Raw genomic sequence first — 24539 nt, 5'->3', positions numbered from 1 at the left:
CATTACTCTCCACGTCCAGGAGTCTGGTCACGCGGTGGCTGCTCCTGAGCCGGCCGCTCTTCATGTTTAAAGGGAATATCGCCTTGGCTGCGGTAGGATGCGCGGGCGCCAGGGCGATAGACCCACAGCACCGCCGCAGCGAAGACCAGGAGCATGAAGAGAAGCCCCCATTTGTCCGCGAAATGGCGCAGGGTATCGTAGGTGCTCATGGCCTCACCTGAGATTGTCTTCGGTGAGCGGCTCGTAAGTGGTGAAGTCCACCAACGTGCCGAGCATCTGAAGATAGGCCACCAAAGCGTCCATCTCCGTGATCTCTGACGGATTGCCGTCAAAGTCGCGCACCTTCACCTTCGGGTAGCGCTCTTCCAATCCGCTCGGATCGCCGTCGGGATCGACCTGCGCCCGCAGATCCGCCTGCGCATTGGAGATCATGTCCTCAGAATAGGGCACGCCGACGACGGCATTCACCTTGAGATGCTCGGCGATGTCATCGGCCTTGAGCGGTGTTTTCGCGAGGAAGCCGTAGGTGGGCATGATCGATTCCGGCACGACGGAGCGCGGATCGGTCAGATGCTCCACGTGCCACGCATCGGAATAACGCCCGCCGACACGCGCCAGATCCGGTCCCGTCCGCTTAGAGCCCCATTGGAAGGGGTGATCGTACATGGATTCCGCGGCGAGCGAATAATGGCCGTAACGCTCAACTTCGTCGCGCATCGGACGGATCATCTGCGAGTGGCACAGATAGCACCCCTCGCGGATGTAGATGTTGCGGCCGGCAAGCTCCAGCGGCGTATAGGGCCGCATCCCTTCGACCTTCTCGATCGTGTTCTGCACGTAAAACAGAGGCACGATTTCGACGAGGCCGCCGATCGAAACGACGATGAAGGAGAGCACGAACAGAACGGTGATGTTCCGTTCCACCCTGTCATGGTTGCGCAGGATGAATTTCGTAAACGGGTCGAGCACGTTGTGTCTCCTATCACTCGGCCGGTTCTACGGCAGCGCCGATCGGGGTCTCCTGACGGAGATCACCGCGGATCGTCTTGTAGATGTTGAACGCCATGATCAGCCCGCCGGCGAGGTAGAGCGTGCCGCCGAGAGCGCGGATGATGTAGTAGGGATGCATGGCCGCGACGGTTTCCACGAAGGAGTAAACGAGGAAGCCTTCCTGGTTGTACTCACGCCACATCAGGCCCTGCATGATGCCGGAAACCCACATGGAGGCGGCGTAGAGGACGATACCGATCGTGGCGAGCCAGAAGTGCCAGGACACGAGCCGCACCGAATAGAGCCGCGGCCGGAACCACAGCTTCGGCACCAGGTAGTAGATCGCGCCGAAGGAGATCATGCCGACCCAGCCGAGCGCGCCGGAATGAACGTGGCCGATGGTCCAGTCGGTGTAGTGCGACAGCGAGTTGACCGCCTTGATGGACATCATCGGACCCTCGAAGGTCGACATGCCGTAGAAGGCGACGGCGATCACCATCATGCGGATGATCGGGTCGGTCCGAAGCTTGTCCCAGGCGCCCGAGAGCGTCATCAGGCCGTTGATCATGCCACCCCACGACGGCATCCACAGCATCACCGAGAACACCATGCCGAGCGTCTGCGCCCAGTCGGGCAGCGCCGTGTAATGCAGATGGTGCGGGCCGGCCCAGATGTAGAGAAAGATCAGCGACCAGAAATGGACGATGGAAAGCCGGTAGGAATAGACCGGCCGCTCGGCCTGCTTCGGAATGAAGTAATACATCATGCCGAGGAAGCCGGCCGTGAGGAAGAAGCCGACGGCGTTATGGCCGTACCACCACTGCGTGAGCGCATCCTGCACGCCGGAGAAGGCCGAGTAGCTCTTCGAACCGAGGAAGGAGACCGGCACGGCGAGGTTGTTGATGACGTGGAGCATCGCGATCGTGACGATGAACGCCAGATAGAACCAGTTCGCCACGTAGATGTGGGGTTCTTTGCGCTTGGCGATGGTGCCGACGAAGACGACGAGATAGGCGACCCAGACGATCGTCAGCCAAAGATCAATGTACCATTCCGGCTCGGCATATTCCTTCGACTGCGTGACACCGAGGAGATAACCGGTGGCGGCAAGCACGATGAAAAGCTGATAGCCCCAGAAGACGAACCACGGCAGGCCTCCACCGAAGAGGCGGGCGCCGGTGGTCCGCTGCACCACATAGAACGAGGTGCAGATGAGCGCGTTGCCGCCGAAGGCGAAGATCACCGCAGAGGTGTGCAGCGGGCGCAGACGCGCGAAGTTGAAATAAGGCTCGATATTAAGGTGGGGAAAGGCGAGCTGGAACGCGATGAAAACACCGACCAGGAAGCCGACGACCCCCCAGCCGACTGTGGCCACGGCGCCGTAGCGAATCACCTCGTCCATGTAGCCGTCGGGACGATCGCGAACCGGAACGCGTTTGCCCGAGACATCCATGGTGCGCAGCCGCCAGATGGCAGCGCCGAGTGCGATCAAGGCAACCAGTCCCATATGGACCGCGAACTGCATGTCATGAGCCTTCACAGAGGCTATGACGGCAACCAGCGCGATCAGAAACAGGATGCCGGCTTGTGCCATCCCCATGGCCATCTCCTATAAACTTGCCAAGTGCGCCCAAGCGACGCGCTAGAAGGCTTCCAAAGTAGCTATCGACTTTAGGGGAAACTGATCCTTGATTCAGATCAAGTTGGAAAGGGGGGAGTTCCGGCACACTTAGTAAATCAAGGGGAACGGTTGGGAAGGATTTCCCAAGATGCGGCCGCAGAGACGCCATCTTGAGGCGCTGCTCGCCTGCGCGGCGGACGCGCCCACGGCAGAAATGATTCGGGAAGACCCCTTCCAGCTGATCGCTTACGAGCATGCCCTGCAGGAGCGTCTGTGCGATCTTCTGGAAGCGATCGCCGATGCACTCCCGAGAGACGTCATCCAGGAGACGGCGCGCGCTGCGGCTTTGACGCTGCGCTTTTACTTTCCCGCCCATGTCCGGCTGGAAAACGACATCCTGTTTCCGGCTCTCGCCGCGCCCTGCCGGGCCGATCGCGGCATCCGCGAAGCGATCGCCCTCGCCCGCTCAGAGCATGATGCCGACGAACAGGCGGCACTGGAGCTGGCGGACGCCCTCGACGCGCATGATGAGGAAGGTGGCTACCGCGAGGCCGAGGCTCTCGGCTATCTTCTGCGTTCATTCTTCGAATCGCAGCGCCGACATATCGCCTGGGAGGAGACGGTGGTCTTCCCCATGGCTCGCTCTTGCTTCTCGCCATCGGCACGGGCGGATCTCGCAGCTGCGCTGCTCCGCCACCGCATGCGCTGCGACAGCCAGCCTCTCGCCATCCTACTGGCTGGCGAGGCTCGAATCGTCGCACGACGTTCCCCGAGCAAGGACGGTCGCCAGGCACAGGCCGGCTGACCGGCGGTTCATCCCAGACGGACGAAAGCTGTGCCGCCGAGAGTTACGGGGTCGAAAAGCCTCGGGCCGAAGCTTCTTGAAGCGCGACCCGCGGTTTTAAGACCGAGCAGCGCTGTCAGACGCCGGACCTCAGTCGCCTGTCTCCGCTTCGAGGAGCTCCATATCGGGGACACGAATGCGCCGATTCTGTTCCACGCGGATCACGTCGGAGCCCTTCAGCTTGGTCAATTGCCGGCTTACGGTTTCAATGGTGAGCCCGAGGAAATCGGCAATTTCGGCGCGTGTCAGCGGCAGTTCGAAACCGGTGCCACCATCCTCGCTGCCCTCCGCATGCGGAGAATGGCGGGCGATCATCAGAAGAAACGTCGCGACACGTTCGCGCGCCGTCTTGCGGCCGAGCGTCAAGAGAAGATCGCGGGCATCATCGAGTTCGTCGAGCGCCTGAAGATAGAGCTTGTGCTCCAGCTCCGGTGATTCGCTGATCATCCGCTCCAGAAGCTGCCGGGGAAATGTGCACAGAACCGTGCTCGTCACCGCCTCGGCCTTGAGCGAACTCTCCGGCGAGAACGGCCGGCCGACAAAATCTGGCGCAAACTGGAGACCGACGATCTGCTGCCGACCGTCCGGCAGCATTTTTGACAGCTTCACAACGCCCGCAAGCACATTGGAATAGGTGGACGTCGGCTGTTCGGCATCGAGCAGGGTCTTGCCCGGCTCGACCACCTGTCTATGGGAGCGACGGGTCAGCTCCGAAAGCTGCGATGCGTTCAACGCGCCGCAGATCCCCCTGTTTCGAGCCTTGCAAGCCCGACAAAGATCGGGCACGGGATCCGTCTCAAGGGGGGCGATTGGCACCAGCTTCATCATACCGCAGTCTTAGCGATGAAACCGCGTCACTTCCAGGGGGGCTTGATCCTGATCAACGCGGCAATTCGGCGCTAGGGTCTATAATAGACTGTTGGTTAAACCCTGCCCCTGCCTTCCTCCACACGTTTGAAAGGAAAGAGCCGTGAGCAGCCGTTATCCTCTCGGAACGATTATGATCCACCTCCCGACGGTGGATGTCATCCCGCGCCTCATGAACGTCGCGGTACCGATTGCGCGCGATCATTCTGCTCACATCGTCGGCCTGCATTTGATCCCGCGTATTCCGCCCGACGTCGTCGACCCCCTCGGTGGGGAATGGTTGTCGATGCAGATGGAACGCGACAACCAGCTGGCGGAAGAAGTCGGGGCGGCCTTCAATCGCGCGGCCGCTGCGGAAACGATCTCGAATTCCTGGCTTCAGCTCGATGCGCGCGACGTCAACGCCACCCAGCTCGCCTGCCGCACCTGCCGCAATGCAGATCTGGTGGTGACGGCGCAGGCCTCCGAAGAGCTCCCCTCCTATTACCGGCCGGAGGATCTGGTGCTCGGTGCGGGCCGGCCTGTCCTCGTCGTGCCGACCTCGGGCAATTACACCGATGTGGGTCATACGGTGCTGATCGCCTGGAACGGCAGTCGCGAGGCAGCCCGGGCGGCTTTCGACGCCCTTCCGCTCATCCAGAAGGGTGCCAAGGTCCACATCCTCTGTGTCGAGGCCGGCCATAACGAACCCGGCAAGGGATTGGTACCGGGCGACGCTCTGGCACGCACGCTTTCGCGTCACGGGCTCGACGTGGAAAACATGACGTCGCGGCCCGACCGCACCTCGGTCGGCGGAGAGATCCTGAACCGCGCCTCCGACCTCGGCGCGGATCTGATTGTCATGGGCTGCTACGGCCATTCGCGCCTGCGCGAGACCGTCTTCGGCGGCGCCACGCAATCGATCATGGACCAGATGACGGTCCCGATCTTGATGTCGCACTGAATCGACGAGGTTGAGGGCGCGCCCCGCTTGGCGGGGCGTCTGATGTGCGGGCAGCCGGCAGAAGAACCGGCGCCCGCCTTTTTTAATTTGTCTCTAGGACGCCGCCTCAGGATGCGGCGCTCACCCCAGTCCAGGCTTTGTCGCGCGGAGTGATCTAGCTCGAAATCTTCAGTGATCGCCGCCGCAACCGCCCGCGCCATGCGCGTGCTTGTGGCCGTGGCCGCCGCAGCCGCACGAGCCATGCTTGTGGCCCCCGTGCTCATGATCCTTGTGCTTGCCGTGGCCTTTGCCACCACAGCCGCAGCCCTCCCGCTCACCTGCGGCCTGATCCTGGCAGCAGCGATCTTCTACAGTCTCGGCGTCGTGGGGTTTTTCTGTCATGTCACGTCCCTTCCTAAAGGACGCGATATCGCGCCTCCACATGGAAGCGGGTCAAGCGCGAGAAGCCAGACTAAGAAGCAGCCGGCCGGCGCAAAGTGTCACAGCACGACGGGTTCGTCCTTTGCCTCCTCAGCCGCCTCGTCCTCGGTCGGCTGGGTCGTGAAGCCCTGGAGGCTGCCGAGCTCTTTGCTGTCGCGCTGGATTTCGACGGGGCTTGTCACATAGGCGGTGATGAGTTCTGCGAGAGACCGCAACGCATGCATGTGGATGCGCTCATAGCCGTGGCTCGCATCGACGCCGAAGGTGATGAGTGCCGTGCGGACATCCGCCCCCGATTCGATCGCAGAAGCGGAATCGGAGCGGTAATGGCGGAAGACGTCCTTCTGGTAGCGAATATCGTTTTCCAGGCAGAGACGGGCGAGCTTACGGGTCAGGTGGTAGTCGAACGGACCGGTCTGGTCGGCCATGGCGACGGTCACACCAAATTCCGAAGAATTCTGGCCGGGAGCCGTCGTGCCATTGTCGACCGCCACCATCGAGGCGACGTCGTGGGAGAGGATGGCAGAGGCACCGACCCCCACCTCTTCGGCAATGGTCAGAAGGAAATGGATATCGACCGGCGTGATCGCACCTTCCTTCACCATCGCGTCCAACGCGGCGAACATGACGGCCACGCCCGCCTTGTTGTCGAGATGGCGGGAAACGATGAAGCCGTTCTCGACGAATTCCGGCTGCGGATCGATCGCCACCATATCGCCGACCTCCACACCGAGCTTTTCCAAAGACAGCTTGTCGGTCGCCGGCGCGTCGATGCGAAGCTCCACGTAATCCCAACCGACCGGCAGGGTGTCGACCTCATCGGCGAAGGTATGGCCCGAAGCTTTCAGCGGCAGAATCGTGCCGCGATAGGAACCGTGATCGGTAAAAATCGTCGCCCGCGCGCCTTCGGCGAACCGCGCCGACCAATGGCCGACAGGCACGAGTTCAAGACGTCCGTTCTCCTTGAGCCCCTTCACCTGCGCGCCGAGCGTATCGAGATGGGCGACGATGGCGCGGGCCGCCTTGCGCCGAGAGCCCTGATAGATGGCACGAATGGCGCCACGGCGGGTGATCTCGTAGCCGACCCCGAGCCTCTCCAGCTCCGCACAGCAATCGCGCACGATCGTGTCGGTGTATCCGGTCGGGCTCGGCGTCGCGAGAAGTCGCGCCAGCCAGTCGGCCAGGTAGTCCGTATCGATCGCGAGCCGCGTCATCATCCCTTCCTTTCCTGCGCCATCCTGACGGAGGCGGGCATCGAGAGCGGAAACAGGAGATCGACGAAGCGCTGCGCGGTCGGCTGCGGTTCGTGATTGGCAAGGCCCGGTCGCTCATTCGCCTCGATGAACACATATTCTGGCAGATGCGGTGCCGTCACCATCAGATCGATGCCGACCACAGGAATGTCGATGGCACGTGCCGCCGAGATCGCGGCCTCGACGAGCGTCGGATGAACCGCGGCCGTGACGTCGTGAATGGTGCCGCCGGTGTGAAGATTGGCAGATTTCCTGACCTGAAGCGACTCGCCCTCGGGCAGAACGGAATCGAGCGAATAGCCCGCGCGCCCGACGGAGCGTTCGGTCTCTCCATCGAGCGGGATCTTCGATTCTCCGCCGGTGGCCGCTTCACGGCGCCGGCTCTGCTTGGCGATCAGATCGCGCACGCAGCTCTTGCCGTCGCCCACCACCTGCGCGGGCACGCGAATCGCTGCCGCGACAAGCCGAAAATTGATCACGATCAGTCTGAGATCGGTGCCGGAGAAATACGATTCGAGCACCACGCGATCGGCCGATTTTTTGGCTTCTTCGATCGCGGCCTTGACGTCATCGAGCGTGTCGAGATCGACGGCGACACCCCGCCCCTGCTCACCGCGCGCGGGCTTGACCACCACGCTCTTGTGCTCGGCGAGGAAGGCTTCGAGCTCTTTGTCGTCACCGACCTCCATCTGGGCAGGAACCTTCACCCCCGCCCTTTCCACGATCCGACGCGTCGCCGCCTTGTCATCGCAAAGCGACATGGCGACAGCGCTCGTGAGCTCCGACAGGCTTTCGCGACACCGCACCGATCGACCGCCGGATGAGAGGCGGAAGAACCCCGCCTGATCGTCGATCACCTCCACATCGATGCCCCGCCTCCGCGCTTCGTCAACGATGATCCGAGCGTAGGGATTGAGGTTTTCCGCCGGGTCGGGACCGGAAAAGAGCTTTTCGTTGATGGGGTTCTTGCGCTTCACCGCAAAGATGGGAATGCGCCGGAAACCGAGCTTTTCGTAGAGATTGATCGCCTTGTCGTTGTCGTGCAGGACCGAGAGATCCATGAAGGCGGCCCCGCGCGCCTGATAATGCTCCGCAAGCCGGCGCACCATCGCTTCACCGATGCCCGGATAACGCGCCTGCGGATCAACGGCGAGACACCACAGCGAGGATCCCCGCTCCGGATCATTGAAGGCGCGCTGATGATCGACGCCGGTGACGGTGGCGATCACCTCCCCCGTCGTCTCGTCCTCGGCAACGAAATATGTGAGCGCCCGGCTGTCTCGGTTCGACCAGAAGAACTCCGGGTCCACCTGCACCATGTTGCGGCTCGCATAGATGCGGTTGACCGTCTCCGCATCGGCCAGCGACGTCAGCCGCCGCACGAAAAATCCAGGCAGCTTGCGCCATTTCGCGCGGTACGTGGTGAGATCGAGCCGGTAGGTGTGGGAGGGATCGAGGAAGAGCTCGTTCGGGGCAGCAGCCAGCACGACATGCGGATCGCGCACGTAAAAGGCGATGTCGCGCCTGTCCGGCCCCTCCGCCCCGAGCTTGTCGATCATCGCCTCGCTCGTCTCGAATGTCTGCGTGAAGAGGACGCGTCCCCAGCCGCAATCGATCACCGCATTGGGGTGCGGCCGGTCGCTATCCTGCTCGAGATGCGGCCGCGTGCCCTGCTCGCGCATGCGCAATAGCCTGTGGCCAACGACATTGGCGCGTTTGCCCTGGCCCTTCTTGTCCGGTCGGCGTGCCATGAGAGCCCCCTATCAAAGCTCGTGGTTCTGCAACCAGAGCTCCAGGAGCCCCACCTGCCATAGCTCCGACCCTCGCAACGGCGTGATATGAGCGCTCGGATCATCGAAGAGCGCGTTGAGATAGTCTTCTCGGAAGAGACCGCGCTCGCGCGCGGCTTGGCTCGTCAGCGTATCGCGCACCATGTCGAGCGTGTCGCCGGCGATGTATTTGAGCGCCGGAACCGGGAAATAGCCCTTTTCGCGATCCACCACCTCTTTCGGCACGACCTCGCGCGCCACGGCCTTCAGGATGCCCTTGCCACCGTCGGCAAGCTTGTGCTCCGGCGGAATGCGCGCGGCAAGCTCGGCAAGCTCGTGGTCGAGGAACGGAACGCGGGCTTCCAGCCCCCAGGCCATCGTCATGTTGTCGACCCGCTTCACCGGATCGTCGACGAGCATGATGGTGGAATCGAGCCGAAGCGCCTTGTCGACCGGATCCTCTGCCCCGGCTTTGTTGAATTGCGCCTCCACGAAGGCACGCGCCTCGTCCTTGGCCGCCATCCAGTCGGGAGAGAGATGCTGCCCCAGCTTGTCGTGATCGCGGTCGAAGAAGACCTTGGCGTAATCAGCAGCCGGGTTGTTCGAATGCGCGAGCGGCGGATACCAGTGATAGCCGCCAAAAACCTCATCCGCGCCCTGCCCGGACTGAACGACCTTGATGTGCTTCGCGACTTCCCGCGACAACAGATAGAAGCCGATATTGTCGTAGGACACCATCGGTTCCGACATCGCCGAAATCGCGCCCGGAAGCTCCTTCAGGAGGTCGGACGACGGCACGAACAGCTTGTGATGATCGGTGTTGAAATGCTTGGCGATGATGTCGGAATAGACGAATTCGTCACCCTTCTCGCCATGCGCCTCCTCAAAGCCGATCGAAAAGGTCATCAGATCCTTCTGTCCGGCCTCGGCGAGAAGCCCGACGATCAGCGAGGAATCGACACCGCCTGAAAGAAGCACGCCGACGGGCACGTCGGCGACCATACGGCGGTCGACGGCCGTCCGCAGCGCATCGAGCACCATCTCCTGCCATTCGCCAAACGAGCGCGTCACCTCTTCGCTCGTGCGCTCATAGCGCGGATCCCAGTAGACCTTTTCACGGCTCGTCCCGTCGGCCTCGATCACGCGGATCGTGGCCGGCGGCAGTTTCCGCACGCCCTTGAGGATGGTGTAGGGCGCGGGCACCACCGCATGAAACGACATGTAGAATTGCAGCGCCACGGGATCGATCGTGGTGTCGACACCGCCAGCCTTGACGAGAGCCGGAAGCGACGAGGCAAAACGCAATGTCCCCGCGGTCTCCGACAAATAGAGCGGCTTGATGCCGAAACGGTCGCGCGCCAGCACCACGCGGCCGCTTTCGCGCTCATGAATGGCGAAGGCGAACATACCGTGGAAGCGGTTGACGCAATCCTCGCCCCAGGCATGCCAGGCCTTCAGGATCACTTCCGTGTCGCCGGTGGAGAAGAACCGGTAGCCTTTCGCCTCGAGCTCGGTCCGCAGCTCCTGGTAATTGTAGATGCAGCCGTTGAAGACGATCGAGAGCCCGAGATCGGAATCCACGAGAGGCTGTTCGGAGCGCGCCGACAGATCGATGATCTTGAGCCGGCGATGACCGAGGCCGACGCGGCCTCGGATGACGGCCCCGGAGGAATCGGGGCCACGGGCGGAGAGGACATCGAGCATACGCCCGATTGCTGAGGGATCGGCCTGCGAGCCGGTGAAGCTCACTTCGCCGCAAATGCCGCACATGAAATTATCTCTGCTGGTTGAGGAATGAGAATGAAACGTTGCCTCTGGTTTTAGAGAACCTGGCGCAAAGGTCAAAACGGCAGCGACGGCGCTTGGCCTGATCGTCTTCCTTCAGACCTCAATCGGCTTTCCCGATCGCTGGCGCAGAATGCCTTCGGCTCACGTCGCAAAGCGGCACGAAATTCGCCGAGGCCGGCCGGAAAATCTTTTGCATTTCACAGAGATACGTTGAGTTTCATCCCCGCCCCCTGCAGGCTTCAGCGCCGGCGGGTCGCCGGTGGCGATGCGAGAAGCTGAAATGCGCCGGCCGACCCGCGACGTCGTTGCGCATCGCGCCAGTCCTGCATGAACCAGCCGCGCACAAGGCCGTAAGGGCGACGCTTGCCGCCGGCATTCAAGCGAACGTTATCCCGCTCCCGGCATACCCACGGGAACTGGGGGCTTCTCCGCCGATTGGTTCGCAAAGGCGGACGCGCACCCGCCGCGAAGTTTCGGAGGATCAGCATGATCAAAGGCATGTTTTTGCGGACGGGCGGAGTTCTCGCCGCGACGCTTCTCGCCAACACCAGCCTTGCCCAGGAAACGATCACCACCGAGGGGCCGCAGATCGCCGTGGAAACCGTGGCGGAGGGTCTTTCCCACCCCTGGGGCCTCGCCTTCCTGCCCGATCGTTCGATGCTGGTGACGGAGCGGTCCGGAAACCTGCGCCATGTCACGCCCGCCGGAGACGTATCGGAGCCGATTTCAGGCCTGCCCGAGGTCGACAACCGCAGTCAGGGCGGGCTTCTGGACGTCGCCCTCGATCCCGCCTTTGAAGAAAACGGGCTCGTCTATTGGAGCTATGCCGAAGCCGGTGACGGCGGCACGACGTCGACGGCGGTCGCCCGCGGCAAACTTTCCGACGACCGGACGGCGATGCAGAATGTGGAGGTGATCTTCTCGCAAGAGCCGAAGGTCGCAAGCACCGCGCATTACGGCTCGCGCCTCGTCTTCGACGGCGACGGCCATCTCTTCGTGACACTCGGCGAACGATTTGCAGACGCTTTCCGCGGGCAGGCGCAAGAGCTTGATTCAGATCTCGGCAAGATCGTGCGCCTCAATCCGGACGGCACCGTTCCAGACGACAACCCGTATGTCGGCCGAGATGGCGCACGGCCGGAGATCTGGTCCTACGGCCATCGCAACGTCCAGGCTGCCGCACTCAATCCCGAGACGGGTGAGCTTTGGGAGATCGAGCACGGCCCGAAGGGTGGCGACGAACTCAACATCGCCCGCCCCGGCAAGAATTACGGCTGGCCCGTCATCTCCTATGGCGTCAATTATGACGGCACGCCCGTCGGCTCCGGCAAGGCGCAGGCCGAAGGCATGGTCGATCCGCTTTATCAGTGGACACCGGTCATCGCCCCCTCCGGCATGGTCTTTTACGAGGGTGACATGTTTCCCGAATGGCAGGGGGACATCTTCGTCGGCGGCCTCGCCTCAAAGGCCCTCGTTCGCCTCGAACTGGACGGCGAGGAAGTGAGCCATGAGGAGCGTCTCCTGCACGACCGCGCGCAACGCATCCGTGACGTCGTCGAAGGGCCGGATGGAGCTCTCTACCTCCTGACGGACGAAGCGAACGGAGCCATTTGGCGGGTGCACAAGGCCAAGGCCAGCTGAGCACATCGAGAGGGACAACGCGCGAAAGAGCGCTAGACCGACAAGCCTCTTAAGGGAGCAGTGCCGCGAGGGCGCAAACGAGCTGGCGTCCGATGATCGGCTTGTTCAGCACCGGCGCGTCTGGAAAGCGCGGTGCGACATCTTCCAGCTTGCCGTGCCCTGTACAAAACAGAAAGGGAACGCCTGTTTCGGCGAGCCTTTCGGCCGCCGGATAAACCTCTTCACCCCGCAGATTGATATCAAGCACAGCCGCGGAATGAGGAGGATCGTCGCTGTTGGCGATGGCGAGCGCCTCCGCGAGCGTCGACGCAAAAGTCACCTCGGCCCCGGCCTTCTCGAGCTCGTAGGCGAGGTCCATTGCAACCAAAGCTTCGTCTTCTACCAATAAGATCTGGCAATCGCGGAGAGGTGCCGCTGTCTCTCCTGCACACATGGCGGGCATACGGGCTATTTCTCCTGCAAAAAAGTCTTCTGCTGGCAAACGGCAATACGCAGCTCGTTTTTAACGCCACGGAACGAAAGTGGTTCCGGCGAGAAGATATTTTTTCGGAAGACCGTTCTTTATTGCGCACATCGGACCGTGTTCGGTCACGAATGAGCACTCTCCTCGACGGCTCCGCCAGGGTAGTCGGTCACGACGATCGGTGCAATGGGGACTTCGAGCTCGAAAACCAGACCTTTCGGTTCGAAGCGGATCTCCGTGCGGGCGCGAAGCTGCACCCTCAGGACATCCCGCAACAGCCGCGAGCCGAAGCCGCGACGCGTCGGAGGTTCGGCGGGAGGTCCCCCGCTTTCGCGCCATTCCAGAAACAACGTTCCGAGCGTTTCTCCGCTTGCATCATCATCGACGCGCCAGACGACGGAGAGATGGCCCTCGGCCTGCGAAAGCGCGCCATATTTGATCGCATTGGTCGCGAGCTCATGAATGGCCATGCCGATCGGGACAGCCTGAGCAGCGCCAACCTCCAGGTTCGGGCCCTCAAGCTGAACCCGCTCCAGATAGGGCTCGAGCTGCCCGCGGATGAGATCCCCCAGAGGCGCTTTCTGCCAGGCCCATTCCGTCAAAAGGGTATGTGTGGAGGCAAGCGACGACAACCGGCCCGCGAAGGCATCGTTGAAGGCGCCCATATTCTCGGCCGAACGTGCCGTCATGCCGGCGATCGCCTGGACGATCGCCAACGTGTTCTTCACCCGATGGTGGAGTTCACGGATGAGGAGCTCCTGCTTGACCTGGGTTTCCTTGCGGGCCGCGATTTCCTTCTGCGCGGCCTCGAAAAGATTGGCATTGTCGATCGCAATCGCGGCCTGAGCGGCAAGCCCGACCGACAACCGTTCCGCGCGCGCCCCGAAGGCATGCGGGCTCGAATGGGCAAGGAAGAGCTCGCCGTGCACTTCGCCCGAGCGTGAGATGATCGGCACGGCCAAGAAGCTGCCGACAACGGATGCCTCGTCCTCCGCCGTCCATTCGCGCGTCTCGTCCACCCGCAAAATATTGTGGCCGGAACGCAGAAGCTCGCCACGATGATCATCGACAAAGCGGAGAAAACCAGCCCGAAAATCCTCGTTTCGGACAACGATACGGTCGCTCTCGTTTCTCTCCGCCCGCTTCTGATCTGCCGGCAAAAAGGCGCCGGCGCGCGCCCCGCTCATCACCACGCTCGCCTGGACGATGGTGCGGATCGCGCGGCTGGGGTCAAGTTCGGCGGAAAGGATGCGGCTTGCGCCGTTGAGCGCCTCGAGAGCCTGGGTTTCCTCCCGTAATGCCACCGTTTGTCGGGCGACCTCGTCCTTGAGGAAGGTGCGGCTTTCATCCTCGCGCCGAGCCTGATGGCGGGCGAAAACCGTAAGAGCGATAAGCGACAAAATCGCCGCGAGAGCGAAAAACGCGTTCGGTCGGGCCTGCCGCACCCAGAACGAAAAGAGCGCCTGCCGCGGCACGCTGACACGAACATAAAGGGGCAGAGTGCCAACCTGGTGATAGGAACCGAACCTGACGTCCTTTTCCTGCGCGAGGTTGGTGTAGCTTCCCTCCACCGGATCTTGGGCGATCATCCCCTCGAGCGCCGCATTGAAAGGGATCGGCGCCGCGTCGGAGGGCGCCTGTGGGAAACTTGCCAAAACCGACTGATCGCTCTTTCTGAAGAGCGCGACCCTCGCATCGGGTGGCAACGGGATCCGCTTCCAGAAGGTGTTGAAATAGTCGAGTGCCAGGCTCGCCGAAACGATGCCTTTGAACTCCTCCCCGCCGAGCCGGCGACTGACAAGAAATGTCGGCCTTTCCGTCACCCGCCCGATAATCGGCTGGCCGACGAAGAGACCCGCATCCTGCGTGCGGTGGGCCTGAAACACATCGCGGTCGGAGAGATTGGCCTTGGGGGCCGGGAAGCGAAAGGTGGTGAGACGCAACTCTCCCGTACTGTCATTGACCCACAATTCATCGACATAGGGAAGGTCGGCACGCAGGGCGACGAGCTCGTCCTGAAGGGAACGCGAGGCTTCGATCTCGTCCCAATCGCGCTCACCGATGGCGTCCGCCGCCTTGCGAAGCGCGAGATCGGAGACTTCGAAAAGCCTCGCCGCATGGTCAGCCAGAAAAAACGCCGAGCTGGCCGTGGAGCTACGCATATTCTCCGTCAGATCGCGCCACTGCAGGTAGGAGATCGATGCGACGGCAGCGAGAACGATGAATGCCCCGAGGACACCGACGAGCGCAGCCGTGCGGGCGAGCGAAGGGCTCGGCGGGGACGGTGGCGGCTCTTGGGAAGCCGGCGGTTCGTACAAAAGCCTGGAAAGCGGCACGCTGGCGTCACCTATGGGGCGGGCGGGAGACGAAGGGGCAGACTCTTCCAGGATTGTACGATTGGGCGGGAAACATCAAATCATGCTAGAAGAATCGTCCATAGAATAGTTTTAGAGCGTTTGTCGCTGGTTTGAAGCTTCCACGGCTCGGTGGATTTCGGCGGCTTGACCAACTTCATGTGACCAGGAGCCTCCGGGGCTTTGCCTTGCCTCGATCGCCTGGCAGGGGGAACGGAACAGGCACCATGCATGGGGACGAAAGCTGCCTCGCTCGCAAGATATCCCATTACGTCGTCCTGAGTGACGCCGAGAAACGCTTGCTCAGCGAATTAGAACGCGAAAGCCGCACGGTAAGGCGGCACGAGACATTGGTCGACGAAGGCGAGCCGAACCGTCTCTTCGTTCTCGATTCTGGCTGGGTCTACACCTTCATTCATACCCCCGACGGCCGCCGTCAGATCCTCGACCTGCATTTCCCGGGCGACATCGTCGGCACCAATCAGATCGCCTTCGCCGAGAGCACCTGTGGCATCGCGGCCGCGACCGATGGGGTGATCTGTCCGTTCCCCAAATCGGGTCTCCGTGGCGTCTTCTCGAAATCTTCGAAGCTCACGGCGCTCTTCTACACCTTTGCCATGATCGACCATGCAGCGGTTCTCGACCGCCTGCGGGCCACCGGCCGCATGCCAGCCGCCCTTCGGGTCCTCCTGGTTCTTCTGCAATGTCGGGCGCGCCTGCGGATCATGGAGCCCTCATATGCCGACGCATTCGAGCTGCCTCTGCAGCAGGATGTGATCGGCGACATGATCGGTCTCAGCAACATTTCCGTCAGCAATGCCCTGAAGCAGCTCAAAGAGGATGGCCTCGTCGCTCGCCAGGGACGCTGGATCTCGTTTCCGAGCGAAGAGCGCGCAATGACGCTGATAGATTTCGCAGACCATTATTATGAGATCGACACGAGCTGGTTCCCCGGCCCTCAGGGCGCAGGAGGCGAACAGCGAATTAAAGCACTTTAATGCGCGCCAGCCGCCGCCGCGACATCACCGAGGATGACGCGGCACACGATAACTCTGAGCGTGAATGAATCCATCCGATCCTGACGGCAATCCTCGAGAGACGGCTTCCAGTTCCACCGCCGTCCTCGGTTGCGACGAACTCCGTCTCGACGCGGTTACAATGCTCGTCGAAGCCGCCAAACTCTGCCGTGCCCTTCTCGGCATCGAATTGGCCGAGATCGGCATCCATCCCGGCCAGGACAAGCTGCTGCGCGCCTTATATGAGAATGGCGAACACTCGCCCTCCTCGCTTTCCCGGGAGTTGCGCGTGCGCCCCCCGACAATCAGCAAGATGCTGGAACGACTCGAGGCGGTCGGCCTGATCGAGCGCGACAGCCACCGCTCCGATCACCGGAGAAGCGTCGTGCGCTTGAGCCGCGACGGCGAAGCGAGGCTCGGCTCCATCGATGCCGTCTGGAGGAGACTCGCGGAGATCGCCACGCGCGACTTCTCGCCGGAAGCCCTCAGAAGCGCCGCCGCCGTTCTGGAGCAAATGGAAGAGAACCTCGCAACGGCGCTGCATCGTCTGCGCTAAAGCCTGCTGTTTTCACAACTTACCGGCACGGTATTTTGACGCACCCGTTGACGCTCTTCGGGCCGAAGGCATATTGCAGACAGGAGCGTGTCCGTCCCGAATCCGGACATGCCGAACATTTAGGAGCGCAATCCCATGCGGCTCACGAAACAGACCAGTCAGGCGCTGCGGATTTTGCTGCATTGCGCGCGTCTCGGACGCCAGACGAATGCCGGAGAGATCGCGCGCGCGACCCTCATCACGGAGCACAACGTCGCCAAGCTCGTCGCACTCCTGGTGCAGGGCGGCTTCTTGAAGACCATGCGCGGCCGCACAGGCGGCGTGCGTCTCGCCTGCGCGCCGGCTGAAATCCATCTCGGCGATGTCGTGCGCCTCACCGAGGCGACGAGCGTGGAGGCGGATTGCTTCGGCGAAACGATCGATTGCTCCATCCGGCCGCTCTCCCCGGTCAACCGTATCTTCAGCCAGGCTCTTGGTGCCTTCACGGAAGTGCTCGACCAGCACACACTCGAAGACCTGATGGTGCGCAATCCAGGGCACAGCGGCGACGCAGGTGACGAGATCGATCGTTTGACGATGGGGGTCGAAATCCCCCGGATGATGTCAACCTAGAAGCTGCATCTCTCTCGTTTCGCAGCTCCGAGCGGGCGTTATGTACGGCGCCCGCTGGGCGGCAGTTCGGCCGCAAGCCGCTTTTCAACCGCGCCCCTCGGCTCGGTGAACCGCGCCAGAAGATCGTAGAGCACGGGCGTCACGACGAGCGTCAGCAGCGACGCGAGCATCAGCCCCCCGACGATGACGACGCCGATCGCGCTTCGGCTTTCGGCTCCGGCGCCGGAGGCGAGCACCAGCGGCACGGCCCCCAGCACCGTCGAAATCACCGTCATGATGATCGGGCGAAAGCGCAGGATCGACGCTTCGATCACCGCCTCGCGCACCTCCATGCCTTCGTCGCGCAGCTGATTGGCGAATTCGACGATCAAAATACCGTTCTTCGCCATCAGACCGACCAGCAGGATGATGCCGATCTGGCTGTAGATATTGAGCGAAAGCCCGGCAAAATAGAGCGCATAGATGGCACCTGCGAAGGCGAGCGGCACCGAGAGCATGATCACGAGCGGATGGATGAAGCTCTCGAACTGCGCCGCCAGCACCAAAAATACGATCAGGATTGCAAGGCCGAAAGTGACGGCAACGCCGCTCGACGTTTCGAGATATTGCTGCGACTGGCCGGCAAACGCGATCTGAGCTTCCGGCGGCAGGCTTTCGGCGGCCGCCTCGCGGATGAAATCGATGGCGGAGCCGAGATCGTAGTTCTCTGCGAGCGCCGCCTCCAATGTGATGGACGGCAGGCGATTGTAGCGGCGCAGCTCTGGTGCGGCCGCGGCCTCCTTGACGCTCACGACGGATGACAAGGGGAAGAGGTTCTCCCCGTCACCGGCGCGCATGAAGATGTTGCCGATATCGGAAGGCACACGGCGGTCTTCCTCGCGCGCCTGCAGGATCACCGGATATTCGCGCCCGCGGTCGACCCAGTCGGAGATTTCGCGCGAGGCGAACATGGTCTGCAACGTCTGCGCGACCGTCTGAACGCTGACACCGAGATCGTCCAGGCGCTCGCGGTCGATGCGAATGTCGGCCTGCGGCTGATTTTCTTCGAAATCGAGCTCGGCGTTGCGCAGCCCCTCATTCTGCCGCGCCTTGTCCAAGAGCGCATTGGCCCATTCCTTCACGCTTTCGAAGTCGGGGCCGCCGACCACCACACGCAGAGGCGTGCTGCTACCGCGAAGCCCAAGGCCCGCAGGAGTTACCGGAAATCCGGTCGCTCCGATCACCTTGCCGACGGCCGGAACGATGTCGCGCTGCACCTCCGCCTGCCCCCGCTCGCGCTCCTCCCAGGGCGCCAGGCGCACCAGCACGAAAGCCCGATACGGTCGGCCCCAGGAGCCGACGATCGAATAAACCGAACGCACGTCCGCGCCTTGAAGAAGCGGCTCGAGCTCCCGCTCCAGCACGCGCACTTCGCCGTCGGTATAGGCGGTGGTGGATCCCTGCGGCGTGGTCAGCGGAATGAAGATGACGCCACGATCCTCTTTGGGCGTCAGCTCGCGCGGCAGCTCCTGATAAAGAAGAATGCCGCCTGCCGCGACGACGAGAGCGACAGAGATCACCACAAGGGGCATGTTGAGCGCACGCTTCAGCAGCGCTTCATACCCACGTCGGAACCGCGATGGCCGACCGCTGTCGTCCTGGCCCGCCGGATGTCGGTGCCGCTTCAAGAGCCGCGACGCGAGCACGGGGCACAGCGTCAAAGCGACGAAGGTGGAGATCGCCACGGCACTCGCCATGACGAAGCCGAATTCGGTGAAGAGCCGTCCCGCCTGTCCCTGCAGAAAAGAGATCGGGATGAAGACGGCGATCAAAGTGAGCGAGGTTGCGAGAACGGCAAACGTCACCTGCCGGGAGCCGAGGAATGCCGCCACCATCGGCGTCTCCCCCTCATCAATGCGGCGCTGGATGTTCTCCAGCACCACGATCGCGTCGTCGACAACGAGCCCGATCGCAAGAATGAGCGCGAGCAGCGTCAACACATTGATGGAAAAACCGAGCGCCGAAATGAGAATGAAGCAGCCGATCAAGGACACCGGGATGGTGACGGCCGGCACCAGCGTCGCGCGCACGGAAAGCAGAAACGCCAGAATGACGAGCACGACGAGGACAAGCGAGATCACAAGCGCCGTCAGAACTTCCCGGATTGAGGCCTGGATGAAGACGGCATCATCGGAGCCGACGGTGATTTCCATCCCTTCGGGCAGAGTCGGGCGGATACGCTCCAGCTCGCCGGCAACGGCACGCGAGATGGCGATCGTATTGGCCTGGGACTGACGCGAAATGCCGAGACCGACCGCCTCAACGCCGTTGAGGCGAACGAGCGTCGTGTCATCTTCCACGCCGAGTTCAACCCGCGCGATATCCTTCAGCCGAACCGGAAAACCGGCGATACGATCGACGACGATATTGGAGAAGGCGTCCACGCCGGCGACGCGACTGTCGACCCGCACGGCGAGCTGACGACGCGAGGATTCCAGATCTCCGGCCGGCAATTCGACATTGTTGCGGCGGATCGCATCTTCCACATCGGCAACGGTCAGATTGCGCGCCGCCATCGCTTCGCGATTGAGCCAGATGCGGATCGCATAGCTGCGCTCGCCGAAAATTTCGACATTGGCGACCCCATCGAGCGTCGCCAGCCTGTCGACGAGATAGCGCTGCAGATAGTCGGTGATCTGCGCCGACGACATATGGGGGTCGGTCACCGCAAGGCGGATGACGGGGTCCGCATCGGCGTCGTTCTTGACCACCTGCGGTTCGTCGACATCATCCGGCAGGTCGCCGCGCACGCGCGCAACAGCGCTCCGGACATCGTTCGCCGCCTCGTCGATGTTGCGGCCGATGACGAATTCGATTGTGGTGCGGCTGCGGCCGCGACGGCTTTCGGAGCTGATCGATTTGACGCCGCTGATGCCGGCCACCGCCCCCTCGATCGTCTCGGTGATATCCGTATCGACGATTTCAGGCGCCGCCCCGGCATAAGACGTGGTGACGGTGACGACGGCGGTATCGACGTCCGGCAGTTCTCGGATCGGAATGCTCAAGATCGCCGCAAGCCCGAAGACCACAATCAGGATCGAGGCGACTGCGGCGAGAACCGGCCGCTTGATGCTGATATCGGAGAGAATCATCCGATACCGTCAGCGTCCGCCGCCGCCTTGCTGTCATCGGCATCTTCGACGATGCGGATTTGGGACCCGTCGCGCAGGCGTTGCACGCCGCGCACGATGACGGCTTCACCGTCCGCGAGCCCCTTCGAAATTTCCACCGCGCCTCTCTGGCGCTGGCCCAGTTGAACGGCACGCCGCCGCGCCGTCTCACCCTCTGCCACGAACAGATAGGCGCCATCGCCCTCCACCATCACCGCCTCTTCCGGCACCATCACCCCGATGCGCTGATCGAGGACCACCGAGAGCGTCATGAACATACCGGCCGGCAGAACGAAATCTTCATTGGGAATGGACGCCCGGACCTTGAAGGCGCGCGAAGCCGGATCGATGCGGCTATCGATGGCGATGATCTCACCAGAAAAGGTCTTGTCGGGGAAAGCCGCGCTACGTGCAAAAACCGGCAACCCGCTCTTGACCTCGCCGAAGGCGGTTTCCGGCAGACCGAACTCGACTTCCACGGAGGAGAGATCGTCAAGTGTGGTGATCACGGTCTGGTCGTCAGCCCGTGCGCCAAGGTCGATCCGACGCAATCCCGCAATGCCGGAAAACGGCGCCCGCACCGTGCGGTCCGCAAACCGGCGCCGCGCTCGCTCCAGCTCAGCCTCCGCTGTCACACGTGCCGCCGTGAGACTGTCCACGGTCGCAGCCGTGACCGTGTTCGACTGATGCAACGAACGAGCTCGCTCCAGCGCAAGCTCAGCCTCACGCAGTTTCGCCTCCGCCTCCTTGACGTCAGCTGCCTCGATATCGTCGTCGAGCGTCAACAGCGGCGCGCCCGCCTCGATCTTCTGGCCCGCTTCGAAGAAAAGCTCGGTAATCCGGCCCGAAGCGAGGGGCACGATCTCGACGGAACGGCGGGCACGCGTGGAGCCGACCGCATCGAAGCTGCGCTCGATTGTTTGCGCCTTGGCATCTGCGACTTCTACAGCGATGGTCGCAGGCCCGCGCGCGGCCCGCGCCTCCTCGCTGCCGCGGCTCCCATTGAACCATGTATCGAAGGCTGCATAGCCTGCGAGCGCGGTCGCTCCGATCAAAGCGACGACAATGACCTGCTTCACAAAGGACAAAGAGGCGCTCCGCTGTCGCGACCTTTAAACAGCCGACGCGGGGGCCGACCAGGCACATAAAGAGATTTCATGTTACCGCGCCGCAAGCAGGAAGAGCGACTTAAATTTCTGTCAGAAGGGCGCCGCAGGGCGCACGCAAACGCCAAGCTCGGAGAGCTTCGCGGCCAAGGCCCGACCATCATAAGGCTTTGAGACGACCCGAATCTTTCGGTCGTGGCGGTAGGTCTCCTCCAGCTCGGAGGAGGAACGGCCGGACGCAAAGATGATCGGCACCTCAGGACGAAGAGCGCGCACGTCGTCCGCCAGCTCATCACCGTTGCGGTCCGGCAGCCCGATATCGATCATCACAACATCAAACCGCGCGGGATCTTGCGAAAGCACCCCCATCGCCTGGGCCGCGCTGGTCGCAGTTTCGACCCCGAGGCCGAGTTCCTCAAGCAGCTCCGTTGCCAGCATCGAGATCAGCATTTCGTCCTCGACGAGCAAGATGACGGGCTCGTGTGCCGGATCGCCAGGCTTTCCGGCCGGCGGCTCTTCGGAAAGAAGCGCTGTAAGCCGCCCCGCCAGGAGTGCGCTGTCGAAAGGTTTTGCCAGGATCTCAGCCCTTTTGCCCAGATTGTCTTCGCTCTTGAACACCTCATGCGCATAAGCGGAGGTGAAAAGCACGCGGATATCTGGCCTTTCCGCAAGCGCCCTTTCGGCAAGCGCGCGACCGTTCAAGCCGCCGGGAAGCCCGACATCGGTGAAGAGCAGGTCGACGTCCGCGTTGTCGCGCAAGAGCGCAAGAGCCCTCTCTCCGTCCCCTGCCTCTAAAACGCGATAGCCCAACTCGGCCAGAAGGCTGGTGGAATGGCGACGAACATCGTCGTCGTCCTCGACGACAAGGATGGTTCCTTCGCCGGCTTTTGCAGAAAGCGCCGTCGTCGCAGCAAGGCTCTCACCCAAGATATTCTGCAGGTTCTCACTGGAGCGCGGCAGGAACAGGCAGATCTCCGTTCCTTCGCCCATTTCCGAGTTGAGCGTGATGCCACCGCCCGATTGCTTCAAGAAGCCATAGACCTGCGACAGGCCAAGGCCGGTTCCTGCACCGATCTCTTTGGTCGTGAAAAACGGATCGAAGGCATGGGCGCGCGTCTCCTGGCTCATCCCGGTGCCCGTATCGGAGATGCACAGGCGCACGTAATCGCCCGGCAGCATATCAGGATCGACATCGGCGGAGCCCTTAGCCTCAACAGCCTGGTTGCTCAACGAGATCGTCAGGACCCCGCCCCCCGGCATGGCATCGCGTGCATTGACGGCCAGATTGAGGATGGCACTTTCGAGGTGATTGGCATCGACCGTAGCCGGCCACACATCATCATCGACCTCGGTTTTCAATTCGATCTGCTCGCCGAGCGTGCGTTCGAGAAGATCCGCCATGCCCATGACCAATTGCGTCGCGTCGACAGGCTTCGGTCTGAGCGGCTGCCGGCGGGCAAACGAGAGGAGCCTTTCGGTGAGCTCGGCCGCCCTTTTCGAACCCCGCATGGCGTGTTCTGCCGCAAGCCGGATGCGCCCGAGATCGGGCGCGTCGTCGTCGAGACGCCGCAGAAGCCGCTCCAGATTGCCGGAAATCACCGTCAGAAGATTGTTGAAATCGTGCGCGACGCCACCCGTGAGCTGGCCGATCGCCTCCATCTTCTGGGCCTGGCGCAAGGCCTCTTCCGCATGCTCGCGCTCGATGATCTCCTTGCGCAATTGCTCATTGGCAGATTGAAGAGCGGCGGTCCGCTCGCTGACGACCTTTTCCAGCTCTTCCTGCGAGCGGGCGAGAGCCTGGCGTGCCGCCACCTGATCTTCGATGTCGGTGCAGGTGCCGAACCAGCGCAGGATCTCCCCGGTCGCCTCGTCATAGACCGGCAGTGCCCGGGCGAGCGACCACCGGTAGACGCCGTCATGGCGACGCAAGCGGTATTCGATCTCGTAGGTTTCCCCGGTGTTAAGCGACGCCTCCCAGGTCCGCCCGGTGCGGTCCCTGTCGTCCGCATGAATGATCTGCGGCCAGTTCTCGACGGCGTCCGCACCCGTTTGGCCGGTATATTCCGTCCAGCGCTGATTGAAGTAATCGAGGCGCCCGTCCGGCAGGGCCGACCAGACAATCTGCGGCATCGATTCCGCGATGGCCCTGAAGCGCAACTCGTTGCGGCGCGATTCTTCAGCGGCGCGCTTGCCCTCAGAAATATCGAGGTTGCAGCCGGTGAAACCGAGGAAGCGCTCAAGGGAATCATATCGCGGCGCACCCGCGCAGCGGTACCATCTGGCCTGGCCATGCTTGTCGATGAAGCGGATCTCGACGCGAAACGACTGTCGAGCAGCAAAGGCGGTCATGAAGGCGGCATAGAAGCTCGGCAGATCCTCCGGCAGCACCGCACGCTGCCAGCCATCGCCAAGCATTGTCACAGCAGGAGCGCCCAGAACCGTCTCATAGTAGCGATTGGCGAAGATGACGCGGCCTTCTGCGTCGGTCACCCAGATCATGGCCGGGGCGCTGTCGGCAATCCTTCTGAATCTGGCTTCACTTTCTGCAACGACCACTTGTAGCTTCTGCCTTCCCGGAATCTTGCGTCGACAAATCTGCCGTGATGGGCCCGCTTGTCGCTTGGCCTCTCGCGTCAACCTGCCAACGGAAGGGATAGCGCGCAAGCAAGGCCGTTAAAACGGTTGCGCAGGACAATTGTCCCCACTTGACGTAGGCAGCCGCTCGACAAATGTTTCAGGCTGCTCGCAGGATTGCGAGATGTCCCTCATTGATTGACCGAGACCGCCAGGGCCGCATGACCAAGACGTGGAAGAATGCACCTTCGCCGTGCATTGACGTGTGCAAATTTAAGCGCAAAGGCCGCTGCATCGGCTGCAGCATGTCGCGGGAGGACAAGGCTTCATTCAAGCGGCTCGACAGCAAGGACGACAAGAAGGCCTTCCTGACGGCACTGGTTGAGAGACTGAAGGAACAGGGCGGCCTTCCCTTTTGGGCAACCGCCTATCGTCGAAAATGCGAAAAGCAGGGTGTCCCCTGCCCGCTCGACAAGCTCACCGTCGACGCGTGAGGCCTGGAGGCGTGAGGCTTCGAGGCGTGAGGCAAGGACGCGTCTTCGGATCGGCACGTCCTGAGCCCCGCCGCCGCTT

At 62.3% G+C, this 24539-nt stretch carries 20 protein-coding genes; 7 read left to right on the top strand and 13 right to left on the bottom strand.

The genetic code is table 11. The features are described 5' to 3' along the window. Nucleotides 1-2 precede the first annotated feature (2 nt). The 3 genes from J2R99_RS10330 to ccoN are packed head-to-tail and all read right to left on the bottom strand — an operon-like array spanning nucleotide 3 to nucleotide 2584. Complete coding sequence (locus J2R99_RS10330; RefSeq protein ID WP_307154404.1) at nucleotides 3-209, bottom strand: cbb3-type cytochrome c oxidase subunit 3; 207 nt, start codon at nucleotides 207-209, stop codon at nucleotides 3-5. Between the two features lie 4 nt (nucleotides 210-213). Then, the gene (gene ccoO, locus J2R99_RS10325; RefSeq protein ID WP_307155677.1) at nucleotides 214-945 is read right to left on the bottom strand and encodes a cytochrome-c oxidase, cbb3-type subunit II; all 732 of its coding nucleotides are present in this window, start codon (nucleotides 943-945) and stop codon (nucleotides 214-216) included. A 37-nt stretch (nucleotides 946-982) separates the two neighbouring features. After that, nucleotides 983-2584 (bottom strand): cytochrome-c oxidase, cbb3-type subunit I, encoded by a 1602-nt coding sequence (ccoN, locus tag J2R99_RS10320; RefSeq protein ID WP_307155676.1) that lies wholly within the window; start codon nucleotides 2582-2584, stop codon nucleotides 983-985. A gap of 175 nt (nucleotides 2585-2759) precedes the next feature. Between ccoN and J2R99_RS10315 the strand changes: the two genes are divergently transcribed. Further along, nucleotides 2760-3416, top strand: a complete 657-nt coding sequence (locus J2R99_RS10315) for a hemerythrin domain-containing protein (RefSeq protein WP_307154403.1) — start codon at nucleotides 2760-2762, stop codon at nucleotides 3414-3416. Between the two features lie 129 nt (nucleotides 3417-3545). On the opposite strand, the gene J2R99_RS10310 is transcribed toward J2R99_RS10315, so the two are convergent. Then, nucleotides 3546-4187 carry a Crp/Fnr family transcriptional regulator gene (locus J2R99_RS10310; protein ID WP_307154402.1) on the bottom strand — a complete coding sequence of 214 codons (642 nt, stop codon included), beginning with the start codon at nucleotides 4185-4187 and terminating at the stop codon, nucleotides 3546-3548. A 238-nt stretch (nucleotides 4188-4425) separates the two neighbouring features. Here J2R99_RS10310 and J2R99_RS10305 point away from each other — a divergent pair, with 238 nt between their 5' ends. Continuing rightward, complete coding sequence (locus tag J2R99_RS10305; protein WP_307154401.1) at nucleotides 4426-5265, top strand: universal stress protein; 840 nt, start codon at nucleotides 4426-4428, stop codon at nucleotides 5263-5265. A 168-nt stretch (nucleotides 5266-5433) separates the two neighbouring features. Here the strand turns inward: J2R99_RS10305 and J2R99_RS10300 are convergent, their stop codons facing one another. The 4 genes from J2R99_RS10300 to J2R99_RS10285 form a co-directional block, all read right to left on the bottom strand. Then, on the bottom strand, nucleotides 5434-5646 hold the full coding sequence (locus tag J2R99_RS10300; protein ID WP_307154400.1) for a hypothetical protein: 213 nt from the start codon (nucleotides 5644-5646) through the stop codon (nucleotides 5434-5436). Nucleotides 5647-5744: 98 nt separating this feature from the next. Next, on the bottom strand, nucleotides 5745-6899 hold the full coding sequence (locus J2R99_RS10295) for an osmoprotectant NAGGN system M42 family peptidase (RefSeq protein WP_307155675.1): 1155 nt from the start codon (nucleotides 6897-6899) through the stop codon (nucleotides 5745-5747). Beyond that, nucleotides 6899-8689 (bottom strand): N-acetylglutaminylglutamine synthetase, encoded by a 1791-nt coding sequence (ngg, locus tag J2R99_RS10290; RefSeq protein ID WP_307154399.1) that lies wholly within the window; start codon nucleotides 8687-8689, stop codon nucleotides 6899-6901. Before ngg ends, J2R99_RS10295 begins: the two co-directional genes overlap by 1 nt. Before the next feature lie 12 nt (nucleotides 8690-8701). Beyond that, nucleotides 8702-10477 (bottom strand): N-acetylglutaminylglutamine amidotransferase, encoded by a 1776-nt coding sequence (locus tag J2R99_RS10285; RefSeq protein ID WP_307154398.1) that lies wholly within the window; start codon nucleotides 10475-10477, stop codon nucleotides 8702-8704. 504 nt (nucleotides 10478-10981) lie between these two features. Here J2R99_RS10285 and J2R99_RS10280 point away from each other — a divergent pair. Beyond that, entirely contained in the window at nucleotides 10982-12136 is a 1155-nt protein-coding gene (locus J2R99_RS10280; RefSeq protein ID WP_307154397.1) for a PQQ-dependent sugar dehydrogenase, read from the top strand. Between the two features lie 49 nt (nucleotides 12137-12185). On the opposite strand, the gene J2R99_RS10275 is transcribed toward J2R99_RS10280, so the two are convergent. Together J2R99_RS10275 and J2R99_RS10270 are read right to left on the bottom strand one after the other, a co-directional pair. Then, nucleotides 12186-12569 carry a response regulator gene (locus tag J2R99_RS10275; RefSeq protein WP_370872417.1) on the bottom strand — a complete coding sequence of 128 codons (384 nt, stop codon included), beginning with the start codon at nucleotides 12567-12569 and terminating at the stop codon, nucleotides 12186-12188. A gap of 155 nt (nucleotides 12570-12724) precedes the next feature. Beyond that, nucleotides 12725-14935, bottom strand: a complete 2211-nt coding sequence (locus J2R99_RS10270; protein ID WP_307154395.1) for an HWE histidine kinase domain-containing protein — start codon at nucleotides 14933-14935, stop codon at nucleotides 12725-12727. A 317-nt stretch (nucleotides 14936-15252) separates the two neighbouring features. Between J2R99_RS10270 and J2R99_RS10265 the strand changes: the two genes are divergently transcribed. From J2R99_RS10265 to J2R99_RS10255, 3 genes are all read left to right on the top strand, one after another. Beyond that, the gene (locus J2R99_RS10265) at nucleotides 15253-15951 is read left to right on the top strand and encodes a Crp/Fnr family transcriptional regulator (RefSeq protein ID WP_307154394.1); all 699 of its coding nucleotides are present in this window, start codon (nucleotides 15253-15255) and stop codon (nucleotides 15949-15951) included. A 64-nt stretch (nucleotides 15952-16015) separates the two neighbouring features. Further along, a complete protein-coding gene (locus J2R99_RS10260) occupies nucleotides 16016-16525 on the top strand; it encodes a MarR family winged helix-turn-helix transcriptional regulator (RefSeq protein ID WP_307154393.1) in 510 nt (169 codons plus the stop codon). 135 nt (nucleotides 16526-16660) lie between these two features. Further along, nucleotides 16661-17137 carry an RrF2 family transcriptional regulator gene (locus J2R99_RS10255; protein WP_307154392.1) on the top strand — a complete coding sequence of 159 codons (477 nt, stop codon included), beginning with the start codon at nucleotides 16661-16663 and terminating at the stop codon, nucleotides 17135-17137. A gap of 38 nt (nucleotides 17138-17175) precedes the next feature. On the opposite strand, the gene J2R99_RS10250 is transcribed toward J2R99_RS10255, so the two are convergent. The 3 genes from J2R99_RS10250 to J2R99_RS10240 all read right to left on the bottom strand — a co-directional run bounded on the left by J2R99_RS10250 (nucleotide 17176) and on the right by J2R99_RS10240 (nucleotide 23948). After that, nucleotides 17176-20268 carry an efflux RND transporter permease subunit gene (locus J2R99_RS10250; RefSeq protein WP_307154391.1) on the bottom strand — a complete coding sequence of 1031 codons (3093 nt, stop codon included), beginning with the start codon at nucleotides 20266-20268 and terminating at the stop codon, nucleotides 17176-17178. Next, the gene (locus tag J2R99_RS10245) at nucleotides 20265-21365 is read right to left on the bottom strand and encodes an efflux RND transporter periplasmic adaptor subunit (protein WP_307155674.1); all 1101 of its coding nucleotides are present in this window, start codon (nucleotides 21363-21365) and stop codon (nucleotides 20265-20267) included. The genes J2R99_RS10250 and J2R99_RS10245 overlap by 4 nt, the downstream gene beginning before the upstream one ends. 120 nt (nucleotides 21366-21485) lie before the next feature. After that, complete coding sequence (locus tag J2R99_RS10240) at nucleotides 21486-23948, bottom strand: PAS domain S-box protein (protein ID WP_307154390.1); 2463 nt, start codon at nucleotides 23946-23948, stop codon at nucleotides 21486-21488. A 173-nt stretch (nucleotides 23949-24121) separates the two neighbouring features. Between J2R99_RS10240 and J2R99_RS10235 the strand changes: the two genes are divergently transcribed. Next, nucleotides 24122-24460, top strand: coding sequence for a DUF1289 domain-containing protein (locus tag J2R99_RS10235; RefSeq protein ID WP_307154389.1), 339 nt, complete (start codon nucleotides 24122-24124; stop codon nucleotides 24458-24460). Nucleotides 24461-24539 lie beyond the last annotated feature (79 nt).

It is taken from the genome of Rhodopseudomonas julia, assembly GCF_030813515.1.
In the GTDB taxonomy this organism is placed as follows: Bacteria; Pseudomonadota; Alphaproteobacteria; order Rhizobiales; family Afifellaceae; genus Afifella; species Afifella julia.
This window is presented reverse-complemented; position numbering and strand designations above follow the sequence as displayed.

Coding starts and splice junctions, on each gene's coding strand:
- J2R99_RS10260 (WP_307154393.1), top strand. CDS start 16,016: ATGAATCCATCCGATCCTGACGGCAATCCTCGAGAGACGGCTTCCAGT.
- J2R99_RS10235 (WP_307154389.1), top strand. CDS start 24,122: ATGTTTCAGGCTGCTCGCAGGATTGCGAGATGTCCCTCATTGATTGAC.
- J2R99_RS10255 (WP_307154392.1), top strand. CDS start 16,661: ATGCGGCTCACGAAACAGACCAGTCAGGCGCTGCGGATTTTGCTGCAT.
- J2R99_RS10280 (WP_307154397.1), top strand. CDS start 10,982: ATGATCAAAGGCATGTTTTTGCGGACGGGCGGAGTTCTCGCCGCGACG.
- J2R99_RS10285 (WP_307154398.1), bottom strand. CDS start 10,477: ATGTGCGGCATTTGCGGCGAAGTGAGCTTCACCGGCTCGCAGGCCGAT.
- J2R99_RS10300 (WP_307154400.1), bottom strand. CDS start 5,646: ATGACAGAAAAACCCCACGACGCCGAGACTGTAGAAGATCGCTGCTGC.
- J2R99_RS10250 (WP_307154391.1), bottom strand. CDS start 20,268: ATGATTCTCTCCGATATCAGCATCAAGCGGCCGGTTCTCGCCGCAGTC.
- J2R99_RS10295 (WP_307155675.1), bottom strand. CDS start 6,899: ATGACGCGGCTCGCGATCGATACGGACTACCTGGCCGACTGGCTGGCG.
- ngg (WP_307154399.1), bottom strand. CDS start 8,689: ATGGCACGCCGACCGGACAAGAAGGGCCAGGGCAAACGCGCCAATGTC.
- J2R99_RS10315 (WP_307154403.1), top strand. CDS start 2,760: ATGCGGCCGCAGAGACGCCATCTTGAGGCGCTGCTCGCCTGCGCGGCG.
- J2R99_RS10275 (WP_370872417.1), bottom strand. CDS start 12,569: ATGTGTGCAGGAGAGACAGCGGCACCTCTCCGCGATTGCCAGATCTTA.
- J2R99_RS10330 (WP_307154404.1), bottom strand. CDS start 209: ATGAGCACCTACGATACCCTGCGCCATTTCGCGGACAAATGGGGGCTT.
- ccoN (WP_307155676.1), bottom strand. CDS start 2,584: ATGGCACAAGCCGGCATCCTGTTTCTGATCGCGCTGGTTGCCGTCATA.